Here is a 12,174-nt window from a genome sequence, read left to right on the forward strand (position 1 = left end):
CCGCTGGGAACTGTCCTGCACATGTCGTCACGCCTCAAAGGGCATGACGCGATCATGGTCTTTGCATCTGAAGCGGCTCTTAAATCGACAGGCCGGATATGGGCTGCAGTACCGTGTGCCACACGCAAAAAAAACGGACCGATGTCATCGGCCCGCGAGGTAGTGGAAACAGGAAGGACGCGGCTCGCCCCCCTCCGGCTGCAGCCACCTTGCGGCAGCTGCAAAGAACCGGCGTGGAGGGTGGGCTGCGCCTTTGCCCGCGTCAGGATTTGCGCATCAACACCTTGAGCGCCTGCTGCAGACGCCGCGCCTGGGCAGCGTCGTAGCCACTGCCCAGCACTGTGGCCACATCGGCTCCCCAGGTTTCCCGGGGGCTCGGATCGTTGCGCCGCGTGAGCAGCTGCAGCTGCAGGGCACGGCGTGCGTCGAGCTGATCGGCCGGCGTAGGCACTTCGGCTGCCATTTCCAGACGCAACAGGGCTGTGGCAGCCTCGCCGTGAGGAGCGGCAGACAGCGCAGCGACCCACTGGTTGCGCAGAGCGCCGGTGACGCGCTTGCCCAACTCGCTGGCCGGAGGAAGCGCATCCGCCTGGCGCTGTTCCCAGGCACCGAGCAGATGGGTGAGCGTGGCGCCATGCGCCTGCTCGCTGAGCTTGCGCAGGGCTGCCTGCGCATGATCCATGGCATCACGCTGGGCTCGGAAGGCGGTATCTCCAAGGCGCGGGCCACGCGGGGCGCGTTCGGGGCGATCTCCGAAACGGCCACCTCGATCCCCAGGACGGGCTCCCCGGCCTGCTGGACCCCGGCGCTCCTGCCCTGCAGCAGCGGCAGAGCTGCCCGCTCCCGCTGCACCGCGAGCCTGAGGCCGATCATCTCCCCGCACGGCAATGGCCGGACGGTGCTGAACGGCACTGGCCGCAGGAGCGCGGGGTGCACCTTCTTCGGCAGCAGCTGCTTCGGGTGCAGCAGCCTCAGTGGCTGCCTCTGCATGCGGGGCAGCCGCAGCAGCTCCCTCGGCCGTCTGTGGCGAGGTTGCCGACTGGCGCATGGCGTCTTCCAGTGCCTGCACGGCTTGCAGAATGGCCTGGGCATCGCCAGATGCGTTGGCGGCTTCGAGGGCACGCGATGCGTCCAGCACCTGCTGGTCGTGGGCACTCAGGGCAGCCTGCACCTGTTCGCGCTGCTGGCTCTTGCGCTGGAAAGCCTCGTCGATGGGCTTGCGGAAGGCATCCCAGAGCTTCTGCTCGTGCTTGCGATCGAGCGGCACGTTCTGCGCTTCCTGCTGCCAGCGCTGCTGCAGCGCCTTGACGGCATCGATGCGCAGACTCGCGGCCTCGCCGAGCTTGCCGGCTTCCTCGATCATGGCCTGGCGCAGTGCAATGCTGGCCTTCTGGGCAGCTTCGAGCGGCGCACTGGCCTGGGCCACTGCGGCTTTCCAGCGAGGCTGCAGGTCGGCAAACACCTTTTCGCTCAGATGCCCAGCCTCGCGCCAACGGCGGGAAAAAGCCAGCAGTTCGCGGTGGGCGGTCTTCCAGTCGGCAGCACCCTGTTCTGCCTGCGCGGTGAGCCTGTCGCCCCACTGGCGCAGCTCATCGATCAGACGCACGCGGGCAGCCTTGTGCTCGGCAGCGTGTTCCTTCATGGTGGACAGCCAGGCCTCGACGATGCGGTAGGCGTCGTTGCATGCCGTATCAAACCGCTTCCAGAGGGCGTGATTGGGTGTGCCACCCTGGTCGGTCTGTTTCCACTGTTCACGCAGCTGGCGCAGGGTTTCCTGCAGCTTGCGGGGAGTGAGCTTGCTCACGGGCAGGGCACGCGGAGCCTCGGCCTGCGAGCCTTCCGCCGGAGTGGCGGTCTGTGCCGCTGCGGAAGCGTCGCCGGACGGTGCCGCAGGTGGTTGTGCGAGCACTGCGGCGGGGGCTTCGGCTGGCTCTGCAGTGCTGGCACTTGCAGGAGGCTCCTGCCCAGGAGCAGATTCCGCGGCAGCGGCGACTGCCTCACCCGGAGCCGCTGCTGCCGCGTCGGGCATGGATTCAGCCACCGACGCCTCAGGAGCAGCCTCGCCCGTCGGAGCCTGTGCCTGCACTGCGGCAGCAGAATCGGCCTCGGCCACAGGGGCGGGAGCCGCACTTTCCGGGGCCTCTTGCGGTGCAGGGGGGGATGCGCGTTCTATGAGCGCTTCGGCCTTCTGCACCAGCTCCTGCCGGATCTGGTCGGCACGCCAGCGCTGCCAGCCTTCGAGCTCGCCAGCCGAAGCGAGTGCCGCATGGGCCTTGCCTTCGACCTCGGCTCCCAGCAGCTTGCGATGCTCCTTGAGGGCCTGGCGCAGGGTCTGTGCAGCAGTCACGCCAGCCTTGCTGTGTCCGCCCTTGAGTTCCTGCTCGAGGCGAGCGATGGCTGCCAGCACGGCAGCCTGCGCCTCTTCACGGCGCTTGGCCTGCGCTGCCGTCTTTTCGGCGGCAGCGGCCTGGTCTTCGGCACTGAGCGTTTCCGCAGCAGGCTCCACGCTTTCTCCGCGCAGCGCGCGCAGCTCGTCGGCCCAGACGGGCACGGCCGGAAGGGGCTGTGCGGCATCGGCCACGGCAGCACGGGTCTGCGCCAGTGCCTCGTCGAAAGCCTGTACGACCAGCTGGAGCTGCTGCGTGGAGCTGTCGAGCTGGGTGGCAAAACGCGGATCGACGCTCGACCAGTTGGCATCCTGCTGCAGTTCCTGCACCTGGGTCTGCCAGTGGGCCACGTCGGCCTGCAGGGCGGCCTGGGCGGCGTCGGCATCCTGCCAGCTCTTGGTGGAGAGCACTTCCACGCGCTGGGCGAGCAGCACGGCGGCTTCGCGCTGGATCTGGGTACGGGTCTGCAGATCCTCGATGCCCTTGACGCGCTCGGCCAGACGCTGCTTGAGGGATGCGAGCGGCTCCTTGCTGAGAGGAGCACCGGCCTTGGCCGCATCGCGCTGCCAGGCCATGGCGTCTGCAATGTTGAGTCGACGTGCATCGAGCAGCGCCTCGGCCTTGGCTGCCCACTCGACTCCGAGCTGCTCCTGGCCCTTGCTGCGCTTGATCTCATCGAGCTTTTCGCGCAAGGCCTTGGCAGCACCCTTGTCGCGCGCGCTCAGCTCCTTGTAGACCTGCTGCATGTCGGCGGGATCGGGATCGGTGGCCATCCATGCGCGCACGCGCGCTGCACGATCACCGGACGTGGGGGCAGAAAACACTCCCCCGGTCAGGGCGTCGAGGGGATGCGTGGCAGACACGGGCTTGCCAGCGGCCTGATCGGCAGCCGGCACTGCGGAAGGCTCGCGGGATTCGGCCTTGTCGGAATCACCAAAGAGGGGGAAACGGATCATGACGGTTGCATTCCAGAAATCAGTACATGTCCACCGTGGGCGCGAACTGCAAAACAGGAGCACTCGACTGGCGGACAAAAGAGTATTTTGCCCGCTTTTTGGCGCACGCCGCCCAACTGGGGCCGAGCAAGGCCCTGCAGACACCGCCAGCGGCGGCAGCAGCCTCCGCGTGATGCGAGCGCTCCGCCATGCCCGACAGCCCCGCTGGGGAGGAGTGTCACACCCGAAACAGAACGCCTGCTGTCGTCTGAATGACATGTCGGTATCCGCTTGTATCAGGGAGTCCACCCGGTGCTGCGCCATAGTAAGGTGAAGGCAGTCACAGGCCTCTTGCCGGCTCCGCGCAAAGAAAAGAGAGGCCCCTACAGAACCGGCATCTTCTTGTCTGCATGCCATGTCCAGTCGCCCGGAGCACCCCACGCCATGCCGTCCACTTCTGATCCTGCATCCCCCTCATCCACACCGCCCGGCGGCCTGAGTTCGGTCGAGGCGGCCCGCCTGCTCTCCGAACACGGTCCCAATGCACTGGCCGAAAAGCGCCAGAGTGTGTGGGTCAAGCTGTTTTCGTATGTCTGGGGCCCCATTCCCTGGATGATCGAGGCGGCTGCGATCCTGTCGGCCATTGCGGGGGACTGGTCCGACTTTGCCATCATTGCGCTGATGCTGGTAGTCAATGCCGGCGTGGCCTTCTGGCAGGAACACAAGGCCGATGACGCCATTGCCCTGCTCAGAAAGAAACTGGCAGCGCAGGCCCGGGTGCTGCGAGACGGCCACTGGCTCGATGTGCCGGCAAGCGAGCTGGTTCCTGGCGACATCGTGCATGTGGAGCTGGGCGACATCGTGCCGGCAGATCTCGTTCTGCTCTCGGGCAATACCCTGTCGATCGATCAATCGACCCTCACGGGGGAATCGCTGCCGGTCGACAAAGGCGTGGGCGAAACGGCTTACTCCGGCTCCATCGTCCGCATGGGGCAGATGACAGCGCGGGTCACGGCCACCGGCATGAGTACCTATTTCGGCAGGACGGCCGCACTGGTCGAAACCGCCGGCGCTCCCTCGCATTTCCAGCAGGCTGTGCTGAAAATCGGCAATGCCCTCATTGTCGGCACGCTGGTGCTCGTGGCCATTGTGCTGGCCGTGGCATGGTGGCGTCATGAACCCATGCTCGACTCGCTCAAATTCGCACTCATCCTGACCGTAGCAGCCATTCCGGTCGCGTTGCCTGCGGTGCTGTCGGTGACGATGGCCGTGGGCGCCTCCGTCCTGAGTCGGCTGGGAGCCATCGTATCGCGGCTCGCAGCGATCGAGGAACTCGCCGGCATGGATGTACTGTGCTCGGACAAGACCGGCACCCTGACCCAGAACAGGCTCACGGTGGCCACTCCTCAGCTCGTATCGGGCGCTTCGGCAGATCAGGTGCTGCTGGTGGCCGGACTGGCCTGTGCTCCTGCCAGTACCGACGCCATAGATTCGGCCATCCTCACAGCTGCAGCCCACACGCTGCAGCACCATACAGTCACCCCCATCGACTTTCACCCCTTCGATCCGGTGCGCAAGCTCACCGAAGCACGTGTCACCCTCGACGGGCATCCCCTCACCGTGGCCAAGGGAGCCCCTCAGGCCATCGTGGCCTGGTGTGGTGCGGACGATGCGGTGCATGCCCGGGTCAGTGCCCTTGTGGAACAGCTGGCAGAAGGCGGCTACCGCGCTCTGGCAGTAGGCATGGCCGACTCGCAGGGACAGCGCATCCTGCTGGGCCTCCTGCCTTTGTTCGACCCCCCTCGCCCCGACAGTGCCGACACACTCTCTGCCCTGCGCAAACTGGGCATCCAGGTGCGCATGGTGACCGGAGACCACATCGCCATTGCACGCCAGATCGGACGAAAGCTCGGCATGGGCGATGATTTCGTGACGGCAAGCCAAGCCTTCCCGGACCAGCACGGGCCGGATGCACACGCTCTGCTGTCCCATGACGGCTATGCCGAAGTCTTCCCGGAACACAAGTTCCGCATCGTGAAAACTTTGCAATCCGGCGGCCATCTGGTCGGCATGACCGGCGATGGCGTCAACGATGCACCCGCCCTGCGTCAGGCCGATGTAGGCATTGCCGTGAGTGGTGCAACCGACGCAGCCCGTGCGGCAGCCGACCTCGTGCTCACCGAACCAGGGCTCGGCGTCATCCGCAGTGCGGTAGAAGAATCGCGACGCATTTTTCAGCGCATGACCGCCTATGCGGTCTACCGCATCAGCGAAACGGTACGGGTCATGCTTTTCATGAGCCTTTCGATCATCGTGTTCCAGTTCTATCCGGTCACTGCCATCATGATCGTGCTGCTCGCGCTGCTCAACGATTTCCCGATCATGATGATCGCCTACGACAATGCCGTGCCCGCTCCCGATCCGGTCCGCTGGGACATGCACCGCATCCTGATGCTCGCCGGCATCCTCGGAGGCCTCGGCCTGATTTCAAGTTTCGGCATGTTCTGGCTTGCCGAAAACGTCTGGCAGCTGCCTCGGCCAGTCACTCAGACACTCATCTTTCTCAAGCTGCTCGTTGCGGGCCACATGACGCTGTACCTCGCACGCAACGACGGCCATTTCTGGGACAAGCCCTGGCCCAGCCTGCGTCTCTTCCTGACCACCGAAGCCACGCAGGTGGCAGGCACCCTGGCTGCCGTCTACGGCTGGTTCGTGCATCCCATCGGATGGCGGCTGGCCCTCATCGTCTGGATCTATGCCTTTGCATGGTTCCTGTTCAACAACATGGTCAAGCGGGCCGTGCTGCGGTTCTGGGATCGGCATTCTTTCCGTCCCGTGGTACTGTGATGCGGGTTTTCCCTTATTCCTGCGCCTGCGTTCTGCCACGGGCTCTCTTCATTTCCTTCATCCACAGGAGATTTCCTCATGACCACAGCCTCTGCCGCCACTGCTGAGCACGGCACCCCTCCCACCAGGACGCACTCCCCCGCCCAGGCGCACTATTCCCTTCCGGTGTTCTGGCCGCTGGAACTGATGACGGCCCTGGGACAGGAAGGCTTCAAGACCGTCATGCGCGGCTTCGATACCGCCACCGAAGCCCTGAAGCTCAACGTGGGCCTCGAAGCCAAGTTCGCCACCCCCAACCGCATTCTGCTGGAACTCAACACCATGCGGCTGCGCGACTTCTCGGTCGAGGGCGAAACCAGCACCGAGATCCCCACTCTCATCGATGCCCCCTTTGCAGGCCACCCCTCCACCATCGCCGACTACACCAAGGGCCAAAGTCTTGTCGAGACCATGATGGCCAACGGGCTGCGCCGCGTCTACGTCACCGACTGGCGCAGCGCCACTCTGGACATGAAGGACTACAACATCGACCACTACCTTGCCGAACTGAATGTGGTGGTCGACGAGCTCGGCGGACAGGTCAACCTCGTGGGCCTGTGCCAGGGGGGCTGGATGGTTGCCATGTACGCGGCACGCTACCCCGCCAAGGTGCGCAGCCTCGTGCTCGCAGGCTCGCCCATCGACACCAATGCCGGCCATGGCCCGATCCGCGAAATGGCCCACAAGATGAAAATGTCCGATTTTCAGCGTCTGGTGCGGCTCGGAGGGGGACTCATGCTGGGACGCTTCATGCTTGCCGCCTGGAAAAACATGCATCCCGAACAGCATTACTTCCGCAAGTACGTGGATCTGTTCGAGAACATCAACGACCCTGCCTACGTACACAAGGAAGAAGCCTTCGAGGCCTGGTACGAAAACCCCATCAACCTCCCGGGACGATGGTATCTACAAGCCGTGGAACAGCTCTTCAAGGAGAACCGCCTGGCCAAGGGCACCTTCGTCGGACTCGGCAAGCGTCTCTCGCTCGGAGACATCCACTGCCCCGTCACGCTGCTGGCCGGCGAGTCCGACGACATCACCACCAAGGAACAGGTCTTCGACGCCGACAAGTATCTCGGCACCCCTGCCTCGGACATCGTCAAGCTGCTCGTCCCCGGTGGCCACATCGGCCTGTTCATGGGCAGCCACACCCTGCGCGACACCTGGCCCGGCATTGCCCAATGGATCGCCCGGGTATCGGCCTGAGGCCCTGATCCAGCTCCCGCAGCATCCAGACTGTCCGAGACCGGCGCCGACAGTCTGGTTCCTGCTTGGAATCGTCCCCAGTGCTCCGGGCAGGTGCAGCAGGATGCCTGGTGCAGCACGCTGTACTTCTTTTTTGCCGATTTCACATCCCGTTGCACACGGTTGCAGACCTGCCCTGAGGGGATCCGCAGATCACCGCGCTGCCAATCCCCGCGCAGGCCGTGCACCCACAGGACAGGCTGCCCTGCGCTCGGGCTGCATGTCTCCTGACCTCCCGTGCAGGGCCACGCGCTCCAGTCCACAGGCGCTCGCTCAGACACTGCATGGCAGGACGCCTGCGAAAGGCTTTGCGGGCCACCACTTGCAGCCCATAGCAAAAGCGCTTTCGCATATACCCAAAAGCAATATGTTGCGCGTCTGATACATCTTCTGGTGCTTCGTCCCGCTTTCGTCCATGGGCTTCCGTTTCTGACTTCAGGCGGCTTGCAGAATGCGCGCAAGTGCGCGCAGCGTCACGCATTTGGATTCTGTAACAGCTCTTGCAGCCTTCCCCGATCAGGGGCTGCACGGCGCTTTGATATTTTAATAAATAATATAAAAACAACCCTTATGCTTGACTGGTAATTTTGACGCCTTCTACAATCGCGCCGAAATCCCTTCCACAAGCAGGAAGGCGCCGCTCCCTCCGGGGATCGGCATCCCGCCAGTCCGTGCATCGACTGGTCTGGAGGACACGCCTGGCACGCGGTATCGACCGCAGGCGCGCAGCTCTCCACCAGCCCGATGCCCCGGTCCCGCAGACCTCGCAGGTGTCTGCACAGGCGCCACCGGAAGCCCTGTCCGCTCACAGCGCAGAGACTCCGGGCATGTCCCGATCCGGCATGCGTTTCCCCAGGAGCCACGGCTCCCGCAAGCCCATGGGCCCTGAGGTCCATGTCCGACGAGAACAACAACCATGACCACTGCCTCTTCTGCCGTTCTGACAATGCCGCTTTCCGCTCCCGGAATGGATGCGCCATCCACCCCGTCCCGCAAGGACACCTCGCTGGCCCGCCGGCTGGCACGCGTGGGCTGGCTCATCACCCACAACGGCATGGCCATGGTCGGCATCGGTGTCGTGTCCGCTGCTGCGCTGCTCGCCACACAGCCGGGCTGGCGTGCCGCGGCCGCCACCCACGCAATGGCCCTGCTCGAACCGCTGGCCACCCCCACAGACAGCCCATCCCCCTCGGACGCACAGATGGAAACGCCCCCCACGATCCAGCTCGCCCAGGCTCTTGCGGCCACCAGCGAGCAGCTGCAGGATGATGCGCCTGCCGCGGCGCTCACAGCCCGCCAGGCAGCCGTCACGCACTGGCTGGCCAGCAAATACCATGTCGCGCCCGAGCCTGTGGGGCTGCTGGTGCACGAAGCCTATGCCGTCGGCAAGCAGGAAGCCATCGATCCGGCCCTGCTGCTGGCCGTCATGGCCATCGAGTCGAGCTTCAATCCCTTTGCACAGAGCCATGTCGGCGCCCAGGGCCTGATGCAGGTGATGACCCACATCCACTCCGACAAATACGGCAGCTACGGGGGCGAGCAGGCTGCCTTCAATCCCCTGACCAATCTGCGTGTGGGGGCCAAGGTGCTCAAGGAAACCATTTCCCGCTCGGGAGGCACCCTGCGCGGCGGACTCAAATACTACGTGGGGGCAGCCAAACTGCCTGACGACCAGGGATATGGCGAGAAGGTGCTGCGCGAATATGCCCGCATCCGCGCCGTGGCCAGGGGACGCACCGTGGCCCACGATGCCCGCCTGCCGATTCCGGAAGAAGGACGCTCCCTCCATCCCGCACAGACACAGGTCGCACATGCAGGCACCGCACCTGTCCATGTGGCGCCTGCCGTCGTGGCCTCGGCCCGGCATACCCCGCCCCATGCAGCAGCCCGCACTCCAGGCTCTTCGCATCCGGTCGAAGTGGCCGTGCTGCGCTCGCGGGCTGCCTCCGCTGGGCAGCAGCTCGCTGCTGCCACCCCTTCCCATGGTGTGGAAACCGGCGCAGCCGATGCCTCCACGATGACCGAGTGACGGATCGGCAGGCCATGCCTGCCATAGAAAAAACCCTCTCACTGCGCACCTGACTCGCCACGCCGGCCCGCCAGCCGGGCCCCTCCATCGCTGGCTGTTGTTGGGCTTGGTGCCATCTTCCGCTACACTAACACCCGCGCACAACTGGCGATAGGCTGCCTTGCCGGCAGCTGACGTGGAGCCTCCAGCGGAACCGTGTTCCGCCTCATTCACCACGGGGAAGTGCGCCGCATGTCGTTGTCATGCCATGGCCCTGCGCCATCGTGCCACGCTGCGTTTACCCGCCGTTCGCCTGGGCAGCCTCCACACTGGAGGCGTCAACATCCTTTGACGAAAGCCTGCCATGTACCAGCGCAATATCCTCATCGAACAAACCGATCCCGAACTGTGGTCTGCCATCTGCGCCGAAAACCAGCGCCAGGAAGACCATATCGAGCTCATCGCAAGCGAGAACTATGCCTCCCCGGCCGTCATGGCCGCCCAGGGCACCCAGCTCACCAACAAGTACGCCGAGGGCTATCCCGGCAAGCGCTACTACGGCGGCTGTGAATTCGTCGACGTGGCCGAGCGCCTGGCCATCGAGCGCCTCAAGCAGCTCTTCGGTGCAGAAGCTGCCAACGTGCAGCCGCACTGCGGCGCCAGCGCCAACGAGGCCGTGTTCCTCGCATTCCTGAAGCCCGGTGACACCATTCTGGGCATGAGCCTGGCAGAAGGCGGCCACCTGACCCACGGCATGGCGCTCAACATGAGCGGCAAGTGGTTCAACGCGGTGAGCTATGGCCTCAACGCCCAGGAAGCCATCGACTACGACGAAATGGAGCGCAAGGCCCACGAGACCAAGCCCAGGCTCATCATTGCCGGCGCCAGCGCCTACTCGCTCGAAATCGACTTTGCCCGCTTCGCCAAGGTCGCCAAGGACGTCGGCGCCATCTTCATGGTCGACATGGCCCACTACGCCGGCCTGATCGCCGCTGGCCAGTATCCCAACCCGGTTCCCCATGCCGACGTGGTGACCTCCACCACCCACAAGAGCCTGCGCGGCCCGCGTGGCGGCTTCATCCTGATGAAGGCCGAGCACGAAAAGGCCATCAACAGCGCCGTGTTCCCCGGCCTGCAGGGCGGCCCGCTCATGCACGTCATCGCAGCCAAGGCCGTGGCCTTCAAGGAAGCCCTGGCTCCCGAGTTCAAGGACTATGCCATTCAGGTCAAGAAGAACGCCCAGGTCATCGCAGAAACCCTGACCGCACGCGGTCTGCGCATTGTCAGCGGCGGTACGCAGAGCCACGTGATGCTGGTCGATCTGCGCAGCAAGGGCATTACCGGCAAGGAAGCCGAAGCCGTGCTGGGCGAAGCCCACATGACCATCAACAAGAACGCCATCCCGAACGATCCTGAAAAGCCGTTCGTGACCAGCGGCATCCGCATCGGCACTCCGGCCATGACCACCCGCGGCTTCAAGGAAGAAGAAGCCCGCGCCACGGCCAACCTGATTGCCGATGTGCTCGACAACCCGCGCGATCCGGCCCATATTGCGGCTGTGCGCGAGAAGGTGCAGGCCCTGACGAGCCGCTTCCCGGTCTACCGCTGATTCAGTCCGGCAACGGGGGCGAACGTCTTTCCCTGCTGAAAGATGTCCGGTTCCCCAGAAGCTGGAACCTATCGGCACATACAAGAACCGCTGCCCGGTCCAGACGACCGGCAGCGGTTTTTTGGTGTGGAGGAGAAGCTTCCGTCAGAACACCAGAGTCCGCCAGCGGCGATCGGCGGCCCGGGCCATGTACTGCACGGCTCCGCCATGGCCCCGGCACTCCGGTATCAGCGCTTCGAGCGTGAGCCCCTGCGCACGCAGGGCATCGCTGCATGCCATAAACCGCACCCCCTGCTCCACCGCCTCGTGCATGGCCGTGGCCACGTCCTTGGCGTGGTATGCTGCCCGCAGCCCCTCGGCCACCCCGGGCACCAGAAGACGCACACTGGCGGCCGTGAAGTACATTTCCACCGGCACCTCCATGGCGGCAGCCGCTGCCGCGAAGAAGAAGGGGGTATGCAGCAGCTCCGGCCGGCTGGCGTCTGCTGCCCAGAGCAGGATGGCCACGCCCTCCACCGCCTGTCCTTCGTCCACGAATCCCGTCATCACTGCACTCCTTCAGCGCGTCTGGGCGCGTTCGAGCCAGGCATGGTGCTCCATGGCAGCCATCACCGCGTGCCCATGCACCAGCTGTGCTGTGTCTGCCGCCCAGTCGGTGGGGCGCAGGCGCACGAGCCAGCCCTTGCCATAGGGGTCGCGGTGCACGAGCTCTGGGGCGTCTTCGAGCAGCGGATTGACTTCCGTGATCACGCCGCTCACGGGCGACTTGACCGACACGATGGACTTGGCCAGTTCCACCACAGCCACCGAGCCCCCCTGCACGATGCCGCTGCCCACCCGCTTGGGCCGGCACATGTAGATATCGCCCGCCAGGCGGATGCCCAGCGCCGTGATGCCGATGCGCACATGTCCATCGTCCTCGGGAGACGCCCAGGTCTGATGGGGCACGAAGTAATGCAGTGCATCGGGAAACTCCAGGCCGCAGGCTTGCATGAAGGTCACTCCAGGAATCGGGGATGAAACAGGGGCCCCGCGCATGGGCCGGGCGCCAGTGTAGCGCGGCCGGCTCCACCGGGCATGCGCCTGCCCGGCAAGTCCCCTGCC

7 protein-coding genes are annotated in these 12,174 nt (G+C 64.9%); 4 read left to right on the forward strand and 3 right to left on the reverse strand.

The genetic code is table 11. From position 1 onward, the window contains the following. Nucleotides 1-262: 262 nt before the first annotated feature. The gene (locus tag ACP2WS_RS03245) at nt 263-3,343 is read right to left on the reverse strand and encodes a DUF349 domain-containing protein (RefSeq protein ID WP_426459482.1); all 3,081 of its coding nucleotides are present in this window, start codon (nt 3,341-3,343) and stop codon (nt 263-265) included. Between the two features lie 423 nt (nt 3,344-3,766). Here ACP2WS_RS03245 and ACP2WS_RS03250 point away from each other — a divergent pair, with 423 nt between their 5' ends. From ACP2WS_RS03250 to glyA, 4 genes are all read left to right on the forward strand, one after another. Further along, complete coding sequence (locus tag ACP2WS_RS03250) at nt 3,767-6,169, forward strand: plasma-membrane proton-efflux P-type ATPase (RefSeq protein WP_426459483.1); 2,403 nt, start codon at nt 3,767-3,769, stop codon at nt 6,167-6,169. Between the two features lie 78 nt (nt 6,170-6,247). Then, a complete protein-coding gene (locus tag ACP2WS_RS03255) occupies nt 6,248-7,414 on the forward strand; it encodes an alpha/beta fold hydrolase (protein WP_426459484.1) in 1,167 nt (388 codons plus the stop codon). A 955-nt stretch (nt 7,415-8,369) separates the two neighbouring features. After that, nucleotides 8,370-9,482, forward strand: coding sequence for a transglycosylase SLT domain-containing protein (locus ACP2WS_RS03260; protein ID WP_426459486.1), 1,113 nt, complete (start codon nt 8,370-8,372; stop codon nt 9,480-9,482). A gap of 343 nt (nt 9,483-9,825) precedes the next feature. Further along, complete coding sequence (gene glyA, locus ACP2WS_RS03265) at nt 9,826-11,070, forward strand: serine hydroxymethyltransferase (protein ID WP_426459487.1); 1,245 nt, start codon at nt 9,826-9,828, stop codon at nt 11,068-11,070. A gap of 144 nt (nt 11,071-11,214) precedes the next feature. On the opposite strand, the gene ACP2WS_RS03270 is transcribed toward glyA, so the two are convergent. Next, on the reverse strand, nt 11,215-11,616 hold the full coding sequence (locus tag ACP2WS_RS03270) for a DsrE family protein (protein ID WP_426459488.1): 402 nt from the start codon (nt 11,614-11,616) through the stop codon (nt 11,215-11,217). Nucleotides 11,617-11,628: 12 nt separating this feature from the next. After that, nucleotides 11,629-12,063 (reverse strand): glycine cleavage system protein H, encoded by a 435-nt coding sequence (locus ACP2WS_RS03275; RefSeq protein WP_426459489.1) that lies wholly within the window; start codon nt 12,061-12,063, stop codon nt 11,629-11,631. Nucleotides 12,064-12,174 lie beyond the last annotated feature (111 nt).

The organism is Brachymonas moutaii (nom. illeg.), assembly GCF_049977365.1.
Classification (GTDB): Bacteria; Pseudomonadota; Gammaproteobacteria; order Burkholderiales; family Burkholderiaceae_C; genus Brachymonas.

Bases quoted from the DNA above. Each gene is read 5' to 3' on its own strand.
- ACP2WS_RS03275 (WP_426459489.1), bottom strand. From the start codon at position 12,063: ATGCAAGCCTGCGGCCTGGAGTTTCCCGATGCACTGCATTACTTCGTG.
- ACP2WS_RS03245 (WP_426459482.1), bottom strand. From the start codon at position 3,343: ATGATCCGTTTCCCCCTCTTTGGTGATTCCGACAAGGCCGAATCCCGC.
- glyA (WP_426459487.1), top strand. From the start codon at position 9,826: ATGTACCAGCGCAATATCCTCATCGAACAAACCGATCCCGAACTGTGG.
- ACP2WS_RS03260 (WP_426459486.1), top strand. From the start codon at position 8,370: ATGACCACTGCCTCTTCTGCCGTTCTGACAATGCCGCTTTCCGCTCCC.
- ACP2WS_RS03270 (WP_426459488.1), bottom strand. From the start codon at position 11,616: ATGACGGGATTCGTGGACGAAGGACAGGCGGTGGAGGGCGTGGCCATC.
- ACP2WS_RS03250 (WP_426459483.1), top strand. From the start codon at position 3,767: ATGCCGTCCACTTCTGATCCTGCATCCCCCTCATCCACACCGCCCGGC.
- ACP2WS_RS03255 (WP_426459484.1), top strand. From the start codon at position 6,248: ATGACCACAGCCTCTGCCGCCACTGCTGAGCACGGCACCCCTCCCACC.